The following is a 23,041-nucleotide window of genomic DNA, read 5'->3' as shown; positions in this document are numbered from 1 at the left end:
GGATTGGCACAGCTTTCACGACGATTGTTCCGGCCCAAAGAAGGTGATACCTTCTTCTGCATCACCCGATTCCACCCCTCGGGCTTCATCCCCCCGCGCGGCCGGCCCACGCCGAACCCGTGCCGCGACGGGCGACCCGTCTCCGCCGCATGGACCTGCGCGACGCGATCCTCCGCATCTACGAGAGCAGCGACCCCGGCGACGCCCTGAGCGCGCTGGGCCGCTGGCTGGCGGAGTGCGCCGCGGTCCGCCGCGCCGTGTGGGTGGACGCGGACGGCGCCCCGGCCGCCGCGTGGCCGCGCGGCGCGCACGTCTCCCCCGCGCTGGCGTCGTTCGCGCGCGAGGCCGGCGCGCCCGCCGTCCGCGCGCTCCGCCCCGACTTCCCCGCCGACGCGGCCGAGGACGCGGACGCCGAGGCGCTGGCGCTGCCGCTGGGTGACGACGACGGGGCGCTGGTGCTCGTGGCCCCCGCCGGCGCCTTCGCGGAGCTGGGCGGCTGGGAGGCGCTGGGGAAGGCGTTCGCGCTGGCCGCAGGGCGCCACCGCCGCGCCCGCCAGGTCGAGGAGGAGCGCGACACCCTGCGCCAGCGCGCCGAGGAGAGCGAGGCGCTGCACGTGCTCGGCCTGGCCGCCAACCGCACGCTCGACCCCGACGAGGTGCTGACGCTGGTGGCGCGCTTCACCCGCACGCTGCTGGGCGCGCACTACGTCACCGTCAACACGCTGGCCGAAGGGCGCATCCGCACCGTCGCCGCCGTCGGGCTGCGCGTGGAGGGGGCGGTGGACGATCCCTTCGCCGCGCGGGTGGCGGCGGCGCGCAAGCCGCTGACGCTGCAGGCCGACGGGGGCGGCGCCGTTCCCGAGCCGTATCACGCGGCCGAGGGGATGCGGGTCGGCCTCGGCGTTCCGCTGGCGCTCTTCGGCGAGACCTTCGGCGCGCTGGTGATCGGCTACCGCAGGCCGTACGACCTGGCACCGCGCGACACGCGCCTGGCGCTCACCCTCGCCGGCCACGCGGCGGTGGCCATCAGCAACGCGCGGCTGCACGGCGCGCTGGCCCAGCGCACCCGCGAGCTGGAGCGCGCCAACGAGGAGCTGCGCTGGACCACCGAGGCCAAGGACCGCTTCTTCGCCTCGATGAGCCACGAGCTGCGCACCCCGCTCAACTCCGTGCTCGGCTACCAGAGCCTGCTGCTGGAAGGCGTGGTGGGCGAGATCCCCGCGCAGGTGAAGTCGTTCCTGGAGCGCGCGCAGAAGTCCACGCGCAACCTGCTCCACCTGGTGAACGACGTCCTCGACCTGTCCAAGCTCGAGGCGGGAAAGATGGAGCTGGTGATCGTCCCCCTACGCGTGCGCTCCATCGTGGAGGAGGTGCTGGCCACCATCGAGCCGCTGGCCGACGCCCGGCAGATCGCGGTGGAGGTGGCGCCCTGGCCGCCGCTGCCGCCCATTGAGACCGACGCCGACCGGGTGCGCCAGATCCTCATCAACCTCCTCTCCAACGCGGTGAAGTTCACCGACCACGGGCAGGTGACGATCTCCGCCGTGCACGACGGCGCGGGGCCGGCAGGGGACGGGATGGGGATGGGATGGGTCGAGGTGCACGTCGCCGACACCGGCCCGGGGATCGCGCACGAGAACCAGGAGCGGATCTTCCACGAGTTCGAGCAGATCGTGGGCGCCACGTCGCGCGGGGGGACGGGGCTGGGGCTGCCCATCTCGCGCAAGCTGGCCCGCCTCCTCGGCGGCGACCTGACGGTGGAGAGCACGCCCGGGCACGGCTCCACCTTCACCCTGCGCCTGCCGGTGCGTCCGCATGAGCACGCCTGAAGCCGGCCACGAGCGGGCCGACCAGCTCGCCGCGCGCGCCTACGAGGAGGAGCAGCTGGGGCGCTGGGACCCCGCGGCGCGCCTGTATGCGCTCTCCTTCCGCCGTGCCGTTCTGACGGGCGAGGTGGAGCAGGCCGCCGACTCGCTCCGCGGCCAGGCCCGCGTGCTCATCCAGGAAGAGCGCTTCGACGAGGCAGAGGAGCTGGTGGAGCTCAGCCGCGAGATCGCCGAGCGGTCGGGGCTGATCCAGTCGGCGGGGCGCGCGCTGAACGTGCTGGGCATCATCCGCTTCAAGCAGCGCCGCTGGGAAGAAGCGCGCGCCTACTACCGCCGCGCACTGGAGCGGGCCATCGACGTGGGAGACGACGACCTCGCCGGGCTCGCCTCCCAGAACGCGGGGGTGATCGCCTACTACCTGGGAGACCTGCGGGAGGCGCGCGCCCTCTACCTGGAGAGCATCGGCTCTTTCGTGCGCTCCGGGAACAGCGGCAACGCGCTCCTTACGTACAACAATCTGGGACTGGCCTGCGTGAACCTGCGCGACTGGCTGGAGGCCGACATCTACTATTCGCGCGGGATAGAGATCGCCGAGCGCCACTCCAAGTCGCCGCTGCTGGCCAAGCTGTATGGAAATCGAGCGGAGGCGCTGATCCAGATCGGCGAGCTCGACGAAGCCGTCTCGTCGCTCGAGAAGGCCGAGGCTGCCGCGGCGGCAGTCGGCGACCGGGACGCGATGGCAGACGTCTTCAGGCTCCGGGCGATGATCGCGCGGCTGGGGGGAGATTTCGTCACGGCGGAAGGTGCGGCCGGGCACGCGCTGGAGCTGGCGACGGATCCGTCGATGGAGCGGGCCGAGGCGTGGCGCGAGATGGCCGCGCTGCGGGTGGCGCAGGGGCTGACGGCAGACGCGCGCGAGGCCTACCGCGCGGCCGGTGCGATCTACCGCCACCTCGGAGGAGACACGTATGCCGCCGCAACTGACGCGGAGATTGCGGCGCTCGACGGGGTATGAACCGATGTCGGGGCGGGTAAACTTTTCGTGCCGGGTGTCCGCGCCGTAAGCGTAGACACGCGCTACTCACACGGCACAGGAGTTGCCTTCCGGAGATCCACGAAACGCCGGAAACCGCAGCGTATTGGAGGACATGATGAGTCGGTGGTCTCGTCTCATTCCAGCCCTGGTCGGAATCGTCTTCCTTGCCGCATGCGGGGGAACGAGCACGGATACGCCCTTCGCACCCGCAACCCCGCGCTTTGATGGCGGCGGCGTGCTGGTGGGAGGCAACGCTGTCGACAGCACCACCAACTCGCCCACGAACGAAACCGACGTGCCGTCAGACTCGACGTCGCGCGGAGGCGGAGTGCTGGTCGGCGGAAATTGACGGATTTGGCGCGAGTGATGGAGGGAAGGCCCGCTTCGGCGGGCCTTCGTCATGTGAGGAGTATCATAACGGCCGCGTTTTAGGGCGTGGTGCACCGGATCGCGGCAAGGCCGCCTGCCCTGTCCGAACTCTGTGCGTCACTCCCTCATTTCGGTGCAGCCGGCGTGGCCGCTTTCGCCGGCGTCGCGGCCTTCTTGGGCTTGGGGGCGATCTTGCCGGCGGCCTTGAGCGCGTCGTGCTCGGAGAGCTTCGTGGCCGCGGTGGCGCGCGCGGTCTCGATCTCCACGTAGTAGTTGTTCAGCGCCTTGAACTCCTCGCGCAGGATGGAGGTCTGGCCGCGCCAGTACTCCGCGTCCTCCTGGTCCGGCGAGTCGGCCTGCTGGTAGGCCATGTTCCACTCGTCTCCGACCGCGGCGATCTTCCCCTTGATCACGGCCAGGAGCGGCCCGGCGATGAAGCCCATCTGCTTGAACAGGTCGCGGCCGTAGTCGGTGTTCTCGTCACCCAGGTAGACGGGCGGCTTCCAGTAGTTGAACTGGCGGAAGATCCGGTTGACGTCGTCGGGCGTGAAGCTCTCCTGGAAGTAGAGGCCGGTGTCCTGCGCCATCATCCCCGCGAAGTTGGTGTTGAGCGTCTTCGCGTACGCGTCCAGCCCTTCCTGGTAGCTGGAGAATTTCTGCAGGTTGCCGTGCGCCGTGCCGATGTTCCCCTTGGGACCGCCCATCAGGGAGAACAGGTTGTGGTACGCCTCGCCTCCGTTCCCCTGGCCGTACCCCGACTCCAGCGACGCCTGGGCCATCATGAACAGCCCGGCGAACGACGAGAATCCCCTCGCCTTCGCCCAGAGGAACACCTCCCACCCGGCGCCGCCGAAGAAGGCGACCACGGCCGGCTTGAGCCAGAGCGGCTTCTGCCCCGCCTTCTCGGTGAACGCGTACTGGTCGATCACGCCCTTCTTCTTGTAGGGCGTGAGGGTGGGCTCGTCCTCCATCTGCACCGCCGCGCCGACCGCGTGCTGGCCGCCGCCGATCGCGCGCGGGGCGTAGGCGTCGAGCAGCGATTCCGCCGAGCCGCCCTGCGCCACGCGCTCGGCCACCGCGTCGGCGTGGCGCTCGTGCGCGTCGCCCGCGCGGCCGACGGCGCCCGCCGGCACCGCGCCGCCGCGCTGCTGGACCACGTGCGCAGCCTCGTGCGCCGCGGTGCGCAGCGACGGCGGCTTGCGGAAGGCGACGCGCTCGCCGGTGGCGTACGCGGCCGCGCCGATGCGCTCGCCCGCGCCCGCCGCCTCTCCGGCCACGTGGGCGCGCACGCCGGACAGGTCGTGGCGGCCGAAGGAGCGCTGGATGGCGCGGAGATGCGGCATCTCCGCGCCGGGGCCGGCCACGCCGCGCCGGGCCGTCTCGTGCACGTCCCCGGCCTCGCGCACCGGCTCGTCCGCGCGCGGGGAGGGCGGATGGATGGGGATGCCGTCGAAGCGGTGCGCCGCGCCCGGAGCCGCGAGCGCATCTCCACGCGCACGGGCGCGGACGCGCGGCGGCGTGACGTCCGTGACCTCGCTCGGCTGTGAAGCCTTCTTCTGCAGACGCGTCTTCATCTCCCTGCCCAACGGCGACTCCGTCCTGCCGCCGAAATGGCGGCTCCTCTGCCAAGGTGATCGCGTTTCGCGACGGAATCAAGCAAACGCATCACGACGGAGAACGGGGGAGCGAGGATCGGCCCGGGACGGCGGGTCTGGTCTTCCTCCCCCGCTTGCCCTAACTTCCGATCCACAGCCGCCAGGGGTATCCTCGGTGTCGAGGATTGAGACAGTCCCTTGGAACCTGATCCGGATCACACCGGCGTAGGGAGCGCGGCGTGTCGTCTCCGTGGCAGTCGTCTTCATCCCCATCTCGAAGGCAGGCCACCTCCAGGCGCCACCCGTGCAACCGGGCGGCGCCTTTCGCGTTCGAGGGGCGCCGCGCGGCCGGACGCAATCGCAAGCAGCACCGCAAGGAGACGCCATGATCGCCACCGCCCGCCCCCGCACCGAGACGCCCGCCGCCGGCGACTACGGCGACGCGTTCCCCGCCTCTCGCAAGGTGTACGTGGAGGGACGCCACGGCATCCGCGTGCCGTTCCGCGAGATCGCGCTCTCCGGCGGCGAGCCGTCCCTGCGCGTCTACGACACCAGCGGCCCGCTGGGCGGCGACGTGCGCCAGGGTCTTCCCTCCGTGCGCGGCGCCTGGATCGCCGCGCGCGACGTCTCCCCCGTCTCCCGCAGCTACACGCCCATCCCCGGGACGAAGGTAGCCGAGCTGCCGAAGACGCTGGAGCGGCCGACGCTGCGCGGCAACGGCCCGGTCACGCAGATGTACTACGCGCGCCGCGGCGAGATCACCCCCGAGATGGAGTACGTCGCGCTGCGCGAGGGGGTCGATCCCGAGCTGGTGCGCTCCGAGGTGGCGCGCGGGCGGGCCATCATCCCCGCCAACGTCAACCATCCCGAGCTGGAGCCGATGATCATCGGCCGCACGTTCAAGGTGAAGGTGAACGCCAACATCGGGAACTCGGCCGTCTCCTCGAGCATCGAGGAGGAGGTGGAGAAGCTGCGCTGGGCCACGCTCTGGGGCGCGGACACGGTGATGGACCTCAGCACGGGGAAGAACATCCACGAGACGCGCGAGTGGATCGTGCGCAACTCGCCCGTACCCATCGGCACCGTGCCCATCTACCAGGCGCTGGAGAAGGTGGGCGGGGTGCCCGAGGAGCTGACCTGGGAGATCTACCGCGACACGCTGATCGAGCAGGCCGAGCAGGGGGTGGATTACTTCACCGTGCACGCGGGCGTGCTGCTGCGCTACATCCCGCTGACGGCGAACCGGATGACGGGAATCGTGAGCCGCGGCGGGTCGATCATCGCCAAGTGGTGCCTGGCGCACCACCAGGAGAGCTTCCTGTACACGCGCTTCCGCGAGATCTGCGAGATCATGCGCGCGTACGACGTGAGCTTCTCGCTGGGCGACGGCTTAAGGCCGGGCTCCATCTACGACGCCAACGACGAGGCGCAGTTCGCGGAGCTGCGCACGCAGGGCGAGCTGAACCGGATCGCGTGGGAGTTCGACGTCCAGACCATGAACGAGGGGCCGGGGCACATCCCCATGCACCTCATCCAGGAGAACATGGACAAGCAGCTCGAATGGTGCCAGGAGGCGCCGTTCTACACGCTCGGCCCGCTGACCACGGACATCGCGCCGGGATACGATCACATCACGTCGGCCATCGGCGCGGCGCAGATCGGCTGGTACGGCACGGCGATGCTGTGCTACGTCACCCCGAAGGAGCACCTCGGCCTTCCCAACCGTGACGACGTGAAGGCGGGGGTCATCGCCTACCGCATCGCGGCGCATGCGGCGGACCTGGCCAAGGGGCATCCCCGCGCGCAGGAGTGGGACGACGCGCTCAGCAAGGCGCGCTTCGAGTTCCGCTGGCGCGACCAGTTCAACCTGTCGCTGGACCCGGTGACGGCGCTGGCGTACCACGACGAGACGCTGCCGGCCGAGGGCGCCAAGATCGCGCACTTCTGCAGCATGTGCGGCCCCAAGTTCTGCTCGATGAAGATCACGCAGGACGTGCGCGACTACGCCGCGAAGCTGCAGGAAGCGGAGGATGGCATGGCCGCGAAGAGCGCCGAGTTCCGCGCCAAGGGCGGCGAGGTGTACCTGCCGGTGGTGGATTCGGCGCCCGTCGCTGGGGCCGAGCGGGAGGAGGCGGTCGCGGCGGATTGAGACGTTGTGTCGGCGTCCAGGAACCGGGGTCGCCAACTGTGACAGCACCATCCACCGGAATCGGAGGAAGAGAATGGCAGACTCCACGACGCTGACCGACGCGGAGCGCGCGAAGCTGGAGCAGCGGCGCGACCGCCTGATGAAGCTGATGAGCGGAGGCGAGGACCTGGACGCCGACGACCGCGCGGACCTGGTGCAGGAGTGGAACCGGATCGACGCCATCCTGCAGCGCAAGTAAACCGGTTTCTGCTCGACGAAGATCACGCAGGACGTGCGCGACTACGCCGCGAAGCTGCAGGAGGCGGAGGAGGGGATGGCCGCCAAGAGCGCCGAGTTCCGCGCCAAGGGCGGCGAGGTGTACCTGCCGGTGGTGGATTCGGCGGGGACGGCTGGAGCCGAGCGGGAGGAGGCGGTCGCGGCGGATTGAGTCGAAAGATCGATCCCCGTTGACGTGGAGGCGGAGCATTCGGTCGTGCTCCGCCTCCTCGGCGTCGGCGCGAAAAGGTTCTTGATCGCGATCGTGTTCGTTACTTAGGGGACCCGCACATGTACCTGATCAACCGCTCTACCAACCGGATCGAGCCGCTCCAGCGGCGCACCTTTGCCGAATTGGGCCTCCGCGAGCGGTCCAACCTGCAGGAATGGATCGCGAATCACCCCGTCGCGCTGGGTGAGGAACTTCTCGTGATCCAGAAGGAGTTCGCCGGCTTCGCGGACACCGCGGAACGGCTGGATCTCCTGGCGCTGGACAAGCGGGGGAACCTCGTCATCATCGAAAACAAGCTCGACGATTCCGGGCGCGACGTAACGTGGCAGGCGCTGAAATACGCATCCTATTGCTCCTCTCTCACCAAGGAGCAGATCCGCAGCGTCTTCCAGCACTTTTTGGATCAGCAATCCACCGGAGCCTCGGCCGCGGACCGGCTCGCCGAGTTCTTCCACGCAGAGTACGAAGAGTTGGATCTGAACCCGGGGTTCTCGCAGCGGATCATCCTCATCGCCGGTCATTTCCGCAAGGAAGTCACCTCTACGGTACTGTGGCTGATGAACTACAAGCTACAGGTCCAGTGCTTCGAAGTGACCGTGTACTCGCTTGGAGACGAGCTCTTTCTTGGCCTGGAACAGATCATTCCGCTGCGCGGGGCCGAGGAGTACATCATCGGCATAGCCGGGAAGACACAGGAAGATGCTCTCCGGCAGAAAGAAATCCCCGAGCGTCACCGCGTGCGGCGCGCATTCTGGACGTACGTGCTCGAGCGCATGAATGGGGAAACCGACCTCTTCCGCAACATCAGCCCGGGCAACGACGCGTGGATCGGGACCGGCTCGGGGATCGGCGGTATCGTGTTCAACATGGTGGCCACGCGCAGCGCGTCCCGCGTCGAGGTTTACATCAACCGGGAGCGGCAGGAGAACGAGCTGATCTTCGATGCGCTGTTCGCGCGGCGCGTGGAGTTCGAAGCGGCGATGGCGATGCCGATCCACTGGTTCCGTAACGACGAGGGCAAGGGCTGCCGCATCGACGTGACTACTGACGGCAATCTGTACGACCGGGATCGCTGGCCCGAGATGGCCGATTTCCTGATTCGAACGACGATCCGCTTCGTTGCCACTTTCAGGGAGCCTCTGCACGAGGTGGTGCGGGCAATCCGCGCGCGCTGACCACTTCACGACTTCGGCTCGCCGCTCGTTCAAGTCGTTTGCGGGCTTCAGCTTGAAACCACCGCCCCAACCAGTTCGTATTCGGTGGGCGTGTTCGGGAGGAGGCCGCGGCCGAGCATCACGAGGCCCTTCGCCCCTTCCCGGCCCGGACCGGCGCGGCCAGCGAACGACGCTTGTCGGCCATCGGCGCGCCGGGTAGGTTGACGCTTCGATCACCGGACCCGATGACGCCTCGTTCCCTGCCGTCCGTTGACCCACCGCCCCGCCCGTTTCGGCCCATCCCGCACCTGCCCCGCGGCCCGCGCGCAGAGGCGCGCGCCGTGAGCGGGCGCGAGTGGCTGGTCGAGGCGCATGGCTGCCGCCCGGCCGCGCTGGCCGACCCGGCCGCGCTGCGCACGCTGTTCGCGCGCATGGTCGGCGAGCTGGGGCTGCACCCGGTGGCCGAGCCGCAGTGGCACCAGTTCCCGGGGCCCGGCGGCATCACCGGGGTGTGCCTGCTGTCCGAGAGCCACCTGTCGGTGCACACCTTTCCCGAGCACGGCTCGCTCTGCCTGGACCTGTTCTGCTGCGTCCCCCGGGCGGAGTGGGACTACGAGGCGCGGCTGCGCGAGCTGTTCGGCGCCACCGAGGTGACGGTGCGCGCCGTGGACCGGCCGTACGCCGCCGTTCCCGCCGCCCGCCCGTGACGCGCCCGACGGGCCGCTGCCCCAGCTGCGGCGCGCCGGTGGAGTTCGTCTCCGCCGCCAGCGTGCAGACCACCTGCCGCTACTGCACGTCGGTGCTGGTGCGCACCGACGTGGACCTGCGCGCCGTGGGCGTCAAGTCCACCGTGCCGCCCAGCGTCTCGCCCATCCGCCTGGGCACGCGCGGCGCGCACGACGGCCGCCGCTTCCAGGTGGTGGGCCGGCTGGTGTACGCCTACGAGCGCGGCCGCTGGAACGAGTGGCACCTGGCGTACGACGACGGCGGCACCGGGTGGCTCTCCGACGCGCAGGCCGAGTACGCCGTAACCGCGCAGGCGCCGGCGCCGCCCGTCCCCGGCGCGCACGAGGTGCACCCCGGGATGGCCGTGGACGTCGGGGGCGAGCGGCTCACCGTGAGCGTGGTGACGCGGGCCCGGTACGCCGGCACCGAGGGCGAGCTGCCGTTCGAGGAGTGGGAGGCGGGGGAGAAGGTCTTCGCCGACCTGATGGGCGGACGGGGCCGCTTCGGCACCATCGACTACAGCGAAAGCCCGCCGCTGCTGTTCGTGGGCCGCGCGGTGACGTTCGACGAGCTCGGGCTGACGGAGCTGCGCGAGCCCGAGGAGGTGAAGGCCGCCACCCAGACGCTGAACTGCCCCAACTGCGCCGGCACCGTCATCGTGCGCGCCGCCGACCGCACCGTGAACGTGGTGTGCGCGCACTGCCGGTCGGTGCTCGACGCGCGCACGCCGGCCCTGCAGCTGCTGCAGACCTACCATTCGCGCCTCGAGCGCACTCCGAAGATCCCCCTGGGCACCGCGGGCACGCTGGACGGCCAGCCGTGGGAGGTGATCGGCTTCCAGGTGCGCTCGATCCGGGTGGAGGGGCGCGACTATCCGTGGGACGAGTACCTGCTCTTCTCCCCCGCCCGCGGGTTCCGCTACCTGACCGAGTACCAGGGCCACTGGAGCCTGGGCGCCACCCTCCGCGAGGTGCCGCAGCTCACCCGGCACGGACGCCCGGTGGCCACCCTGGGCGGGCGCCGGTACCGGCATTTCCAGCGTGCGGTGGCCGAGACCACCTTCGTGCTGGGCGAGTTCCCGTGGGAGGTGCGGGCCGGCGACCGGGTGGGCGTGAGCGACTTCGTGGCGCCGCCGTACATGCTGTCGTCGGAGGAGACCGAGGGCGAGACCACGTGGACGCTCTCGGAGTACCTCCCCGGCGCGGCGGTCTGGAAAGCGTTCGGGCTGCAGGGGCGGCCGCCCCACCCGCGGGGCGTGTACGCCAACCAGCCCATCCCGGGCGGCGTCCGCGCGTGGCCGAAGTGGCGGGCGGCGCTGGTGATGCTGGCGGCGCTCGCGGCGCTGGCCATCTTCCGCTACGCCCAGGGCGGCGCCACGGTGGAAACGCGCCGCTTCGAGTTCGACCCGCTGGCGCCCGAGGACCAGCAGGGGCAGGTGATCGGGCCGCTGGTGCTGGGCGGGCGCACCAGCAACGTGGAGGTCGACGTCCACGCCGACGTGCAGAACGAGTGGGCGTACTTCGACTTCTCGCTGGCCGACAGCGCCGGGAGCGCCACGCGCTTCGGCCGCGAGGTCAGCTTCTACGAGGGGGTGGACGGCGGCGAGCACTGGACCGAGGGCTCGCATTCGGGGCACGTGAAGGTGCCCGGCGTGCCGCCCGGCCGCTACTGGCTGCGCGTGGAGCCGCAGGGCGAGCGTCCCTACTCGTACGAGGTCTCCGTGCGGCGCGACGTGCCGTCGGGGTGGATGTACGTGGTGGCCGCGCTCCTCCTGCTCCTTCCGCCCGGGCTGGCCTCGCTGCGCGTGGGAACGTTCGAGTCCGCCCGCTGGGCGGAGAGCGACTACCCGCCGAGCGACTGATATGATGCTGATACGAAATCCGGGTTATGCACCCGGACCGATCCCCACGCGCTGACGTCATCCTGAGGCCGGCAAGACCGTAACCGGCGTCTGTGCAGGCGTTTGCAGGCCGAAGGATCTATCATCGCGGCAGCACGGGAACTCGCTGGGACGCGCCGATGCTTCACCCGGAGCTGGTATGACGCCGGGGTGGACGTCGAAGGGATCCACGTCGGGACAGGGGGAAGACATGCTGAAGGGAGCGCGCGGATACGTGCTGTACGGCGTGGCGGTGCTGTCGCTGCTGGGATGGGCGGAGTACCGCGGGTGGTCGCCGTTCGGCCCGCCGCGGCCGGGGGCCGCCGGGCCGCGCTCGGTGCGCGACAACCCCGGCGCGTACCGGCCGCACTACTCCGGCTCGGGGCGCTACGTGGGGGGCAAATGACAAGGGGAGGCGCATGGACGACCTGATGCAGCACCTGGTGGCGGCGCTGGTCTACGCGCTGCTGGGGATCGTGATCTTCGTGCTGGCGTTCGTGGTGCTGGACCGGCTGACGCCCGGCTCGCTGTGGAAGGAGATCATCGACGAGCACAACACGGCGCTGGCGGTGCTGTCGGGCGCCATCGCCATCGGCATCTCCATCATCATCGCCGCCGCGATCTGGTAGCGCGTGCACGCGGCGGACACGGAAGCGCGGGACGGCGGCGGGCGCGGCGTGACGGTCGCGCTGTTCCTCACCGTTCTCCTCATCGCCGCCTGCGGGCTGGTGTACGAGCTGGTGGCCGGCGCGCTCAGCAGCTACCTGCTGGGCGACAGCGTCACGCAGTTCTCCACCGTCATCGGCACCTACCTGTTCGCCATGGGCGTGGGGAGCCACCTGTCGCGCTACGTAACGCGCGGGCTGGCGTGGCGCTTCGTCACCGTCGAGCTGATGGTGGCGCTGGTGGGGGGATACAGCGCCACGGCGCTCTTCCTGGCCTTCGCGTGGACCGACGCGTTCCGCCTGGTGCTGTACCTGCTGGTGATCGTGACCGGCGCGCTGGTGGGGCTGGAGATCCCCCTGCTGATGCGCATCCTGCGCGACCGGTACGAGCTGAAGGACGTGATCGCCAACGTCCTGACCTTCGACTACCTGGGCGCGCTCTTCGCCTCCCTCCTCTTCCCCATCCTCCTCGTTCCCCGGCTGGGGATGGTGCGCTCGGCGCTGGCCTTCGGCGTGGTGAACGCGCTGGTCGCCCTGTGGAGCACCCATCTCTTCCGCGACGTGCTCCCCCGCCGCCGCGCGCTGCAGGCGGCGTGCGTGGCGTCGCTGGCGGTGCTGGGCGCGGGCGTGGCCGCGGCGGAGCGGATCACGCGCTCGGCCGAGGCCGACATCTACGCCGACCCGGTGATCTTCACGCGCGACTCGCGCTACCAGCGCATCGTGCTCACCGCCTTCCGCGACGACCTGCGCCTGTTCCTGAACGGGCACCTGCAGTTCAGCTCGCGCGACGAGTACCGCTACCACGAGGCGCTGGTGCACCCGGGGCTGGCCGCGCTCCCGGGCGCGCGCCGCGTGCTCGTCCTGGGCGGCGGCGACGGGCTGGCCGTGCGCGAGATCCTGCGCTACCCCGGCGTCTCGGTCACGCTGGTGGACCTGGACCCGGAGATGACCCGCCTCTTCCGCACCAACCGCACGCTGGTGGGGCTGAACCGCGGCTCGCTGAACTCGCCCCGCGTGCGGGTGATCAACGACGACGCCTTCGTGTGGCTTGGCTCCAACCGCGAGATGTTCGACTTCGTGGTGGTCGATTTTCCCGACCCCAGCAACTACGCGGTGGGAAAGCTTTACACCACCGCCTTCTACCGCGCGCTGCAGGCCCACCTCTCCCGCGACGGGCTGGTAGTGGTGCAGAGCACGTCGCCGATGTTCGCGCGCACCGCGTTCTGGAGCATCGAGCGCACGCTGGCCGCGTCGGGGCTGCGCACCTGGCCGTATCATCTCTACGTCCCCTCGTTCGGCGAGTGGGGGTTCGTGCTGGCCGGCCGTGGCGGCTACACCCTTCCCGAGTCCCTTCCTGACGGACTGCGCTTCCTGACGCGTGCCTCGCTCCCCCCGCTCTTCCAGTTTCCCGCCGACCTGCAGCCGGTGCCCGCGCGTCCCAACCGGCTCGACGACCAGGCGCTCGTGCGCTACTACAGCGACGAGTGGAAGCAGATCGAACGGTGAGGGAGGATGATGACACGGGCGCGGACCCGCTGATTCGCGCATCTCACGCGGAGACGCGGAGACGCGGAGAGAGCTCGGAAGACACCGGCGCGTCCCCGATCTCCCCGATAACGATCGAAGGGACGGGGGATGGGACGATGTCCCGGCGCGGGTTCGTGGCCGCCGCGGCGGGGATCGCCGCGGCGGCGATCGTCGGCTGCGCGCCGAAGACGGAGCGCGCCCTCGCCGGCGGCTTCGTGGACGACGGCGGCGCGCGCGGGCACCGCCTCCGCGACGGCGGCCGCTTTCCCGCGCCCCGCCGCACCGTGCGCGTGCCACTGGTGATCGTGGGCGGCGGCGTGGCGGGGCTCTCGGCCGCCTGGCGTCTGCGCAAGCGCGGCTTCGACCGTTTCGTGCTGCTGGAGCTGGAAGACCGCGCCGGCGGCAACGCGCGCTGGGGAGAGAACGAGGTGTCGGCGTATCCGTGGGCCGCGCACTACGTCCCCGTCCCCGGCCGCGAGACGGTGCTGGCGCGCGAGCTGTTCGAGGAGCTGGGGGTGTGGCGGGACGGCGAGTGGGACGAGACCGTGCTGGTGCAGGCGCCGAAGGAGCGGCTGTACCGCTTCGGCACCTGGCGCGAGGGGCTGCGCGAGCCGCTGATGGACTCCGCCGCCGACCGCGCCGAGTTCCGCCGCTTCGACCAGGAGATGGTGGAGATGCGGGCCACCGGGGGCTTCACCCTGCCGCTCTCCGCGGGTGCGCGCCCGTCGCCGCTGGATGGTGTGTCGATGGCGCAGTGGCTGGACCAGCGCGGCTACCGCTCGCCCGCGCTGCGCTGGTACGTGGACTACGCCTGCCGCGACGACTATGGCGCGCTGGCCCGCGACGTCTCGGCGTGGGCGGGCGTCCACTACTTCGCCAGCCGCCCGCCCGAGGACGACGAGCTGGGTCCCCTCGCCTGGCCCGAGGGGAACGGGTGGATCGTGCGGCGGCTGATGGAGCGGCTGGGCGCTCACGTGGTCACCGGCGCGCCCGTGCACCGCGTGCAGCCGCGCGGGCGGGGGATGCGCGTGCTGGCGGGCGACGCGGAGTACCTGTGCGACGCGGTGGTGTGGGCCGCGCCCTCCTTCGTCGCCGCCCGCGTGGTAGAGGGTGCGCCGCCGGTGGACTTCGTCTACTCGCCCTGGCTGACCGCGAACCTGACGCTCGACCGCTGGCCTGTAGAGGACGGCTTTCCCCCGGCGTGGGACAACGTGATCGCCGATTCGCCGGGGCTGGGCTACGTGGTGGCCAACCACCAGTCGCTGCGCACCTTCCAGGACCGCTGGGTGTGGACCTACTACCGCGCCCTGGCCGATACGGCCCCTTCGGCCGCGCGCCGTGCGCTCCTCGCCGGCACTTGGCGCGACGCGGCGGAGATGGTGCTGGCCGACCTCGAGCGCGCGCACCCGGACCTGCGCCGGTGCGTGCGGCGCATCGACGTCATGCGCCTGGGCCACGCCATGGTGAGGCCCACCCCCGGGTTCCTCGCCTCCCCCGCCCGCCTGCGGCTGCGGGCCGCCGCCGGGCCCGTGTTCTACGCCCACTCCGACCTGAGCGGCCTGTCCCTGTTCGAGGAGGCGCAGTCCCGCGGCGTCACCGCGGCCGAGCGGGCGCTCGCGTACCTCGGTGGCGGCGAGCCGGGCAATCCGGAGTGAGGTGCAGATGCGAAATCCCGGGAATCTGGTCGATGCGCCCAAGCCGATCCAACACTGACGTCATCCTGAGGCCAGCCAGACCGTAATCGGCGTCTGTGCAAGCGTTTGCAGGCCGAAGGATCTATCATCGCGTCAGCACGAGATTCGGTCGGGCCTGCGAATGCTTCACCCGGACTTGGTAGAATGCTCACGCGGAGGCGGTGATGAAGATCACGTCGAAGGGGCAGGTTACCATCCCGCAGCACATCCGTGAGCAGCTGGGACTTCTGCCGCACACCGAGGTCGAATGGGAGCTGCGCGACGGTATCGCGATACTGCAGAAAGCCCGGAAGGGCGGTGAGCGTCGCGGCCGAGCCCTGATCGAGCACACGCGGGGACGCGGGACCATAAGGATGAGCACCGACGAGATCATGGAGCTCACCCGCGGTGAGTCGTGAGCCTGGTGCTAACAAATCAGAGGGGCGGCCCCGTGACCGGTGCCGCCCCTCTGCTCGTCATCTCCACGCCCTACGGATTTTTTCGTCGGTCCGCGGCGAGTTGCTGAAGGAGCGCGACGAGGTCGCTTTCGGGGTAGTGGATGTTCTTCACGCGCCAGCCCGTGTCCGAGCGCGAGAGGCGCACGCGCAGGTTCGTGCGGAAGGTATCCAGCCGCATGACCACGGGAACGAGCGCATCGCCGCGGTCGCGCGTGGCGGCGCCGACGTCGAAGCTCGTCATCTCTTCCTGCGCGTAAGTAAGCGGGTCGAAGTCGAGGCCGACGACCTCGTTCTGGTTGGCGGCGGACGCGCTGTCGTCCGCGTCGAGCATCGCCGCGAGCTCGGGCGCGAAGAGCGCGTGCTGGCGCCCGTACGTGCCGGTCCAGTTCTGCTCGTGCGCGAAGTGGTCCTGGTACAGCGTCCTCACCACCGCGGCGGGGTCGGGCTGCGTGGCTTCCGCGCGGCCGCCGCACCCCGCCATCACCGCAACCGAGGCGAGGATCCGGATCGCGCGCGCTGGACGCCAGGATCGCCGGGAGCTTGGTTTGATGGGAATCATCGGGAAGGCTCGCGTGGCGGGGTGGAGATGCCGGAAGCGCGGTCGACGGCGCACGATACCGGCATCTCCATCCCCTCACAAGCTGTATCGCGCGAGGCAGGGATCTTGTAGGCGCCACGGAATCGTGCCGAGATTCGAGCACGCCGTATCCGCATTCGACCGATCACGAGGACATGAGCGACGCCACGCTTGAAGCCGAAGTACTGCGTACCTCCGCGGGCGACTTCCCGCTGAACGAGTTCCGCCTGCCGCTGGGGAGCCGGGAGATCGCGATCCTGCACACCAGCGCGCTCCTGTCGAACGCGGCCGAGGCGGACTTCCTGATGGAGTTCAAGCACATCGTCCCCTACGGCATCGCGCTCTGGCCCGCCGCGATCGCGCTAGCGCAGGAGATCGCCGCGCGTGGAGATGTGCTCCGCGGCGCGCGCGTGCTGGAGCTGGGCGCGGGCACGGGGCTGCCGGGGATCGTGGCGGCGGCGCTCGGCGCGCGCGTGGTGCAGACGGACAAACAGGAGGTGGCGATGGAGCTCTGCCGCCGCAACGGCCAGCGGAACGGCGCGGACACCATCGACCACCGGCTGGTGGACTGGGGGGAGTGGGAAGACAGCGAGCACTACGACTGGATCATCGGCGCGGACGTCCTCTACGGCGAGTCGATGCACCCGCACCTCCGCCGCATCTTCGAGACGAACCTGGCGCCCGGCGGCCGCATCCTCCTCTCCGATCCCTTCCGCCCCATCGGCCTGGGCCTGCTGGAGGCGCTGGAGGCGGACGGCTGGAAGATCACCATGACGAAGTGGAGCATCGGCGAGGGGAAGGACCGCCGCGCGATCGGGGTGTTCGAGGTACAGCCAGGGTAGCACCGGGCATCTCGTGAGCCTGCGACTATTCTGATTAGGAAGCGCTATTATATTGTCGGTTGAATCATCTAATCCCACGTTAGGATCAACATGTTTCCGATTGAACTGCAGACTCCCGGCGAAATCGCGCGGTCGCTGGCGGAGAGGGTGAGGGCGCTTCGGCTCCAACGGGGCTGGACGCAGCAAGAGCTCGCCGCGCGCGCCGGGCTGACGCTGGCGACCTACCGCCGTTTCGAGCGCACGGGCCGCATCGCGCTGGAGCGGCTGCTCCGGATCGCCGCGATTCTCGATGCGCGGGGGGGGTTCGACCAACTCTTCGCGCTTCCCGCCGCCCAGTCGCTGGCGGAGCTCGCCGCGCGCTCACGGCAACGCCCCCGCAAGCGTGGAAGGCGGCTCCATGCGGACACTTGAGGTCCGTCTCGACTGGGGCGACAGGCAGGCCGTCGTCGGTACGCTGGCCGAGGAGGGACGCCGCGTCTTCTTCGAGTACGCACTCTCGTTCCTGGAGGCCCCGCTACCAATCTCACCGTTCAAGCTTCCAGTGAGGCCCGGACTGTTCGAGCACCTGGACCGCGAGTTCGCGCCCGTGTTCGGGGTGTTCGACGATTCGCTGCCGGACAGCTGGGGACTGCTCCTGATGGATCGCGAGTTCAGACGGCAGGGACGCGACCTTGGCGGCATTTCCCCACTCGATCGGCTGGCGTATATCGGCACACGGGGGATGGGCGCGCTCACCTACCATCCCCCCGCCGGAACGGACTTGGCGGGACCGCTCGAGGTGGAGCTCGGCACGCTGGCGCGCGAAGCGGAGCGCGTGCTGGAGGGGAGCGTCGAGGAGGTGCTTCCCGCGCTCCGGCTCGCCGGCGGCTCGCCCGGAGGCGCACGCCCCAAGGTGCTGGTCGGTGTCCGCGACGACGGGGCGATGATCGCCGGCCCGGCCGAGCTGCCTCCGGAGTATCGCGCGTACCTGGTGAAGTTCTCGGCACCGGTCGACGCCGCCGAGATCGGCGTGGTGGAGGAGGCGTATGCGCGAATGGCGCGTGCCGTGGGCATCGACGTCCCGCCTACACGCGTGTTCGAGACTCCGGACGGCGACCGCCACTTCGCCGCGGAGCGATTCGACCGCCGCGGCGCCCGGCGGCTGCACATGCACAGTCTGGGAGGGCTCCTGCACGCCAGCCACCGCATCGCGTCGCTCGGCTACGAAGGATTCCTTCGCGCGACGCTGATTCTGACGCGCGACGTCCGGCAGGTCGAGGAAGCGTTCCGGCGCATGGCCTTCAACGTGGCCGCGCACAACCGCGACGACCACGTGAAGAACTTCTCGTACCTGATGGGGAGCGGCGGGGAGTGGAGGCTGGCGCCCGCCTACGACCTGGTGTTCTCGGAGGGCCCCGGCCGCGAGCACACGATGGACGTGGCGGGCGAGGCGAGCCGCCCCGGCGACCGCGACATGCTGCGCGTGGCCGCCACATGCGACCTGGACGCGGGGAAGGCGGAAAGCATCATCGCGGAGGTGCGCGGCGCGGTGGCCCAGTGGCCGCGCTTCGCGGACGAGGCAGGCGTGCCTGAGGAGCGGATGCGCGAGATCCGCCGCATCATCGCCGGGCGGACGGGGTGACCCGCGGAGGCGGAAAGCCACTCACCCCGCCTGCTCTCCCCGCGGCGGGTCGCCTGCTGCCTCCAGCGCGGCATGCTCCTCGTTGGTGAACAGGCGCGAGCGGGTGAGGAAGCGCACGCCCTCGGGCGCCTCGAGCGAAAAGCCGGCGCCGCGGCCGGGGACCAGGTCCACCGTCAGGTGCGTGTGCTTCCAGTACTCGTACTGCTGCCCGCCGATGTAGAACGGCGTCCCCGCCACGCTCCCCAGGTACACATCGCGCTGGCCGACGCGGAACTCGCCGCGCGGGTAGCACATCGGCGCGCTCCCGTCGCAGCAGCCGCCCGACTGGTGGAACAGCAGCGGCCCGTGCTTCCGCTCCAGCTCGCGCAGCATCTCCGCCGCGGCCGGCGTCACGTCCACGCGCGTCGCCTCCATCGCCCCCTCCTCTCGCGGAAAACGCTGCGGGGGCGCCGTGCGCCGGCGCCCCCGCGGTGGAAGGTTCGATCGATCAGAAGAAGCCCATCGCCCTGGGGTTGTAGCTCACCAGCAGGTTCTTGGTCTGCTGGTAGTGGTCCAGCATCTGGCGATGGTTCTCGCGGCCAATCCCGCTCTGCTTGTATCCTCCGAACGCCGCGTGCGCGGGATACAGGTGATAGCAGTTGGTCCACACGCGCCCGGCCTTGATCGCCCGGCCCACTCGGTAGGCGGTGTTCAGGTCGCGCGTCCACACGCCGGCGCCCAGCCCGTACAGCGTGTCGTTGGCGATGGCCAGCGCGTCGTCCAGGTCCTTGAACGGCGTCACGGCCACCACCGGGCCGAAAATCTCCTCCTGGAAGATCCGCATCCGGTTGTGGCCCTCGAAGATGGTCGGCTGCACGTAGTAGCCGCCGGCCAGCTCGCCCTCGTGCACGCGCCGCCCGCCGCCGCACAGCACCTTCGCACCCTCGGCCTTCCCGATCTCCACGTAGCCCAGGATCTTCTCCAGCTGGTCGATGCTGGCCTGCGCGCCGATCATCGTGGCCGGGTCCAGCGGGTTCCCCTCCACGATCTTCCTGGTCCGCTCGATCACCTTCTCCATGAAGCGGTCGTAGATCGACTGGTGCACCAGCGCGCGGCTGGGGCAGGTGCACACCTCGCCCTGGTTCAGCGCGAACATCACGAACCCTTCCAGCGCCTTGTCGAGGAACTCGTCGTCCTGCGCCATCACGTCGGCGAAGAAGAGGTTCGGGCTCTTCCCGCCCAGCTCCAGCGTGACGGAGATCAGGTTCTCCGACGCGTACTGCATGATCAGCCGCCCCGTCGTGGTCTCGCCGGTGAAGGCGATCTTGGCGATGCGGGGAGACGACGCCAGCGGCTTGCCGGCCTCCACGCCGAAGCCCTGGACGACGTTGACCACGCCGCTGGGGAGGATGTCGGCGGTGAGCTCCATGAACGCCATGATGGAGACGGGCGTCTGCTCGGCGGGCTTGAGGACGACGCAGTTCCCCGCGGCCAGCGCCGGCGCCAGCTTCCACGCCGCCATCAGCAGCGGGAAGTTCCACGGGATGATCTGGCCGACCACGCCCAGCGGCTCGTGGAAGTGGTAGGCAACGGTGTCGCCGTCCAGTTCGCTGATGCCACCCTCCTGCGCCCGCAGCACGCCGGCGAAGTAGCGGAAGTGGTCGATGGCCAGCGGCACGTCGGCCGCGCGCGTCTCGCGGATGGGCTTGCCGTTGTCGATGGTCTCGATCACGGCCAGCGTCTCGAGGTTCTCCTCCAGCCGGTCGGCGATGCGGTTGAGGACGAGCGCGCGCTGCGTGGGCGTGGTGTGGTTCCACTGCAGCGCGGCCACGTGCGCCGAATCGAGCGCGCGGTCCACGTCCTCGGCGGTGGAGCGGGCCACCTGGCACAGCGGCTGGCCGGTGATGGGGGTGACGTTGGTGAAGTACTGCCCGCGCACCGGGGCCGCGTACTCGCCGCCGATCCAGTTGTCGTACCGCGCGCGGATGGGGATAGCGACCGTGAGCGACCGCGCCGCCAGCGGAAGGGTGGCGGTGCCCGGGGTGATGAGGGTGTCCATCGGGGCTCCTGGCGTGAGGGGTTGCGGGACGCGCCCCGCCGCCCCGCGTGCGAGCCGGCGCCGGCATGCTCGCTGGGGGGAGACGAGCACGGCGGCCGCACGTCCGCGGGCGCGGCAGGGCCGGGGGATGCTCCCACGATACTCCTTGCAACGCGAACCCCACGTCGGCAGTTGGATGCGACCGTTGAGGGATGGATCACACCGGTGTGATGGGGAATCCTCCGGACGAACAGACGTTTGCGTTGTGGCTGACTACGAGCTACGCATCCTGCGAGCATGTCACTCCGAACGGAGCCGCTGCACCGTCCTTATCCACCGCACCGATGTCGGGCGGCTCCGTGAGGAGTCTATACTCCGCCTACGAGCAACAGACGGCCGGTCGCGCGTTTGCCGGCTATCAAATTCTCGGCGGCGGACGACGGTGCGGACGCTGGGTCGGTCTGGCGACCTCGGAATGACATTTCCGGGAAGAGGGAGCGCATCCGCGGCGTTGCCCGGAGCGCTCCCGACAATTAATGTGTTTACGCCACAACGTCTTCGACGCGGCACCCCTTCCGCCGCACACGCCGATCTCCATCATCCTCCCGAACTTTCCCGCCACGCAGGAGCAGCACCATGCCCGCACCCATTCGGACGGTCCGAGACCCCAAGCTCTCGGCCTGGCAGTCCGCCGTCCAGGAGACGCTGCGGCGCCGCGCCGAGAAGGAGCAGCCCGCCGCGGCCGCCGAGAACACGCCCGTTCCCACCGACCTCCTCGCGGGCGACGCGCGCCTGCTGGGCACCACCGCCTTCGCGCTGGCGCACGCGCCGGGAACGCGCGGCGCGGTGCTCACCGAGGAAGGCCTCGCCATCCCGGCGGCGACGGGCGGCCCGCGGGCGATGAAGAGCGTGGACGGCGCCGCCGCGCCGCAGGGGCTGATGTCCGCGCCGGCGGCGGCCGAGCTTCCCGGCGCGCCCGCCGCCAACCAGCAGCCCGCGCCGCAGACGCTGGAGTCCGCCGCCGCGCAGGTCACCGAGTCGGCCACGGAGGCGGACGAGACGGAGGTGAAGAAGCAGGCAGTGCTCTCGGCTCACTTCTACGACATGGCCGAGTCGGCGCGCACCGGGCACTGGATCCACGCGCTGGCGCTGCTCTTCAAGACCATCTTCTGGTGGGGGATCCGGAAGTACAGCACCGGCGATCTGACGGGATGGATCACCACCGTCACGCAGTACATCAAGACCTACTCGTTCGGCACCCGCCAGCCGATGTACCGCGACTGGAAGACGGACGGCGGCGGCAACTCGCACTACTCCGTGGTCGAGCAGCGCCTTCCCGCCAACGCCACCGTGGCCATCGTGGGCGACTGGGGGACGGGGATGCCGGACGCCATCGCCCTGCTGCGGCACACGCTGGCGGTGCACAAGGTCGACGCGGTGCTGCACCTGGGCGACGTGTACTACTCGGGGACGCGCGGCGAATTCCGCAACAACGTGCAGAAGGTCTACAGGAAGCTCTGCCCGAAGCCGGAGAGCTGCCCGCCGTTCTACCAGATTCCCGGCAACCACTGCTACTACTCGCGCGGCCCCGGCTTCTACGAGACCATCGACCGGATGAACGCCACCGCGCCGGGGCAGCCTGACCGGCACCAGAAGGCCAGCTACTTCTGCCTGCGCACGGCCGACGACGCCTGGCAGTTCCTGGGGATGGACACCGGAATCAACGACCGCGATCCATTGAAGGGGAACAGCAGCCCCGGCGTGCGCGACAGCGAGCTGGACTGGCACCTGGACAAGCTGGCCAACTTCAAGGGGAGCAGCGTTCTCCTCTCGCACCACCAGCTCTTCTCCTCCAACGGCAAGGTGAACCCGGACGCGCAGGCGGGACAGCAGACGCCGGTGAACGTCAATCCCAACCTGCTGCAGCAGTTCGGCGGCGCGCTGGGGCGGGTGGTGGCCTGGTTCTGGGGACACGAGCACAACCTGGTGATCTACGACCCGGTGCGGACCGACGACGGGCGCGCACTGCCGCCGGGGCGCCTGGTCGGCTCGAGCGCCTACGAGGAGACCAGGTTCGAGGACCCGTACGCGCAGAAGTTCCCGTCGGTGAGCTTCAACGCGGTGCGGCTGACCAACCGGAAGGGCTACTTCTGGCACGGCTACGCCATCGCGAAGCTGGGCCCGACGGCGATGGAGGTGGACTACTACCAGTTCCCCTCGTCGGGCACGGACGACTGGGAGAAGTACCAGAAGGCGCCGCGCACGGACACGGGCTTCGGACACCTCTTCCACGAGACCATCCCCGCCGCCGGCCAGCCGCCCATCGCGGTGGAGATCGCCCAGCCGGTAGCCGAGCCCGCGCCGCAGGGCTGAGTCACAAAAAGAAGGGCTCACGCAGAGTCAGCAGGGTTAGCAGAGAACAGCTGTTTTTCTCTGCTAA

At 70.0% G+C, this 23,041-nt stretch carries 21 protein-coding genes and 1 riboswitch; of the genes, 17 read left to right on the top strand and 4 right to left on the bottom strand.

The features are described from left to right. Positions 1-119 precede the first annotated feature (119 nt). Both VF092_05305 and VF092_05300 read left to right on the top strand, forming a co-directional pair. Positions 120-1,829: a GAF domain-containing sensor histidine kinase gene (locus VF092_05305; GenBank protein HEX6746693.1), complete on the top strand. Its 1,710-nt coding sequence runs from the start codon at positions 120-122 to the stop codon at positions 1,827-1,829. Then, positions 1,816-2,841 carry a tetratricopeptide repeat protein gene (locus tag VF092_05300; GenBank protein ID HEX6746692.1) on the top strand — a complete coding sequence of 342 codons (1,026 nt, stop codon included), beginning with the start codon at positions 1,816-1,818 and terminating at the stop codon, positions 2,839-2,841. The genes VF092_05305 and VF092_05300 overlap by 14 nt, the downstream gene beginning before the upstream one ends. Before the next feature lie 515 nt (positions 2,842-3,356). On the opposite strand, the gene VF092_05295 is transcribed toward VF092_05300, so the two are convergent. After that, complete coding sequence (locus VF092_05295) at positions 3,357-4,805, bottom strand: DUF4157 domain-containing protein (protein ID HEX6746691.1); 1,449 nt, start codon at positions 4,803-4,805, stop codon at positions 3,357-3,359. Positions 4,806-4,978: 173 nt separating this feature from the next. Beyond that, a riboswitch (TPP riboswitch) is annotated at positions 4,979-5,076 on the top strand. Between the two features lie 135 nt (positions 5,077-5,211). On the opposite strand from VF092_05295, the gene thiC reads away from it, so the two are divergent. The 11 genes from thiC to VF092_05240 all read left to right on the top strand — a co-directional run bounded on the left by thiC (position 5,212) and on the right by VF092_05240 (position 15,505). After that, positions 5,212-6,975, top strand: a complete 1,764-nt coding sequence (gene thiC / locus VF092_05290; GenBank protein HEX6746690.1) for a phosphomethylpyrimidine synthase ThiC — start codon at positions 5,212-5,214, stop codon at positions 6,973-6,975. Between the two features lie 73 nt (positions 6,976-7,048). After that, positions 7,049-7,213: a hypothetical protein gene (locus tag VF092_05285; protein ID HEX6746689.1), complete on the top strand. Its 165-nt coding sequence runs from the start codon at positions 7,049-7,051 to the stop codon at positions 7,211-7,213. A gap of 33 nt (positions 7,214-7,246) precedes the next feature. After that, positions 7,247-7,402 carry a hypothetical protein gene (locus tag VF092_05280; protein ID HEX6746688.1) on the top strand — a complete coding sequence of 52 codons (156 nt, stop codon included), beginning with the start codon at positions 7,247-7,249 and terminating at the stop codon, positions 7,400-7,402. Between the two features lie 119 nt (positions 7,403-7,521). Continuing rightward, complete coding sequence (locus VF092_05275; protein ID HEX6746687.1) at positions 7,522-8,637, top strand: DUF4268 domain-containing protein; 1,116 nt, start codon at positions 7,522-7,524, stop codon at positions 8,635-8,637. A 320-nt stretch (positions 8,638-8,957) separates the two neighbouring features. Then, positions 8,958-9,323, top strand: a complete 366-nt coding sequence (locus VF092_05270) for an S-adenosylmethionine decarboxylase (GenBank protein HEX6746686.1) — start codon at positions 8,958-8,960, stop codon at positions 9,321-9,323. Continuing rightward, on the top strand, positions 9,320-11,203 hold the full coding sequence (locus VF092_05265) for a DUF4178 domain-containing protein (protein ID HEX6746685.1): 1,884 nt from the start codon (positions 9,320-9,322) through the stop codon (positions 11,201-11,203). Before VF092_05270 ends, VF092_05265 begins: the two co-directional genes overlap by 4 nt. A gap of 229 nt (positions 11,204-11,432) precedes the next feature. Beyond that, positions 11,433-11,627, top strand: a complete 195-nt coding sequence (locus VF092_05260; GenBank protein ID HEX6746684.1) for a hypothetical protein — start codon at positions 11,433-11,435, stop codon at positions 11,625-11,627. Between the two features lie 13 nt (positions 11,628-11,640). Next, positions 11,641-11,850 (top strand): DUF350 domain-containing protein, encoded by a 210-nt coding sequence (locus VF092_05255; GenBank protein ID HEX6746683.1) that lies wholly within the window; start codon positions 11,641-11,643, stop codon positions 11,848-11,850. A 3-nt stretch (positions 11,851-11,853) separates the two neighbouring features. After that, positions 11,854-13,392, top strand: coding sequence for a polyamine aminopropyltransferase (locus VF092_05250; GenBank protein HEX6746682.1), 1,539 nt, complete (start codon positions 11,854-11,856; stop codon positions 13,390-13,392). A gap of 137 nt (positions 13,393-13,529) precedes the next feature. Beyond that, positions 13,530-15,068, top strand: a complete 1,539-nt coding sequence (locus tag VF092_05245) for an FAD-dependent oxidoreductase (protein ID HEX6746681.1) — start codon at positions 13,530-13,532, stop codon at positions 15,066-15,068. Between the two features lie 203 nt (positions 15,069-15,271). Further along, a complete protein-coding gene (locus VF092_05240) occupies positions 15,272-15,505 on the top strand; it encodes an AbrB/MazE/SpoVT family DNA-binding domain-containing protein (protein ID HEX6746680.1) in 234 nt (77 codons plus the stop codon). Between the two features lie 70 nt (positions 15,506-15,575). Here the strand turns inward: VF092_05240 and VF092_05235 are convergent, their stop codons facing one another. Beyond that, positions 15,576-16,025 carry a DUF3828 domain-containing protein gene (locus tag VF092_05235; protein HEX6746679.1) on the bottom strand — a complete coding sequence of 150 codons (450 nt, stop codon included), beginning with the start codon at positions 16,023-16,025 and terminating at the stop codon, positions 15,576-15,578. A 251-nt stretch (positions 16,026-16,276) separates the two neighbouring features. Between VF092_05235 and VF092_05230 the strand changes: the two genes are divergently transcribed. From VF092_05230 to VF092_05220, 3 genes are all read left to right on the top strand, one after another. Then, positions 16,277-16,963 carry a methyltransferase domain-containing protein gene (locus VF092_05230; GenBank protein ID HEX6746678.1) on the top strand — a complete coding sequence of 229 codons (687 nt, stop codon included), beginning with the start codon at positions 16,277-16,279 and terminating at the stop codon, positions 16,961-16,963. Between the two features lie 90 nt (positions 16,964-17,053). Continuing rightward, complete coding sequence (locus VF092_05225) at positions 17,054-17,374, top strand: helix-turn-helix transcriptional regulator (GenBank protein HEX6746677.1); 321 nt, start codon at positions 17,054-17,056, stop codon at positions 17,372-17,374. Then, positions 17,361-18,584 carry a type II toxin-antitoxin system HipA family toxin gene (locus VF092_05220; protein ID HEX6746676.1) on the top strand — a complete coding sequence of 408 codons (1,224 nt, stop codon included), beginning with the start codon at positions 17,361-17,363 and terminating at the stop codon, positions 18,582-18,584. Before VF092_05225 ends, VF092_05220 begins: the two co-directional genes overlap by 14 nt. Before the next feature lie 21 nt (positions 18,585-18,605). Here VF092_05220 and VF092_05215 read toward each other — a convergent pair whose 3' ends face one another. Together VF092_05215 and VF092_05210 are read right to left on the bottom strand one after the other, a co-directional pair. Further along, positions 18,606-18,998 (bottom strand): DUF779 domain-containing protein, encoded by a 393-nt coding sequence (locus tag VF092_05215; GenBank protein ID HEX6746675.1) that lies wholly within the window; start codon positions 18,996-18,998, stop codon positions 18,606-18,608. A 73-nt stretch (positions 18,999-19,071) separates the two neighbouring features. Beyond that, positions 19,072-20,622, bottom strand: a complete 1,551-nt coding sequence (locus VF092_05210) for an aldehyde dehydrogenase family protein (GenBank protein ID HEX6746674.1) — start codon at positions 20,620-20,622, stop codon at positions 19,072-19,074. Between the two features lie 615 nt (positions 20,623-21,237). On the opposite strand from VF092_05210, the gene VF092_05205 reads away from it, so the two are divergent. Then, positions 21,238-22,974 (top strand): metallophosphoesterase, encoded by a 1,737-nt coding sequence (locus tag VF092_05205; GenBank protein ID HEX6746673.1) that lies wholly within the window; start codon positions 21,238-21,240, stop codon positions 22,972-22,974. Positions 22,975-23,041 lie beyond the last annotated feature (67 nt).

The organism is Longimicrobium sp. (assembly GCA_036377595.1).
In the GTDB taxonomy this organism is placed as follows: domain Bacteria; phylum Gemmatimonadota; class Gemmatimonadetes; order Longimicrobiales; family Longimicrobiaceae; genus Longimicrobium.
This window is presented reverse-complemented; position numbering and strand designations above follow the sequence as displayed.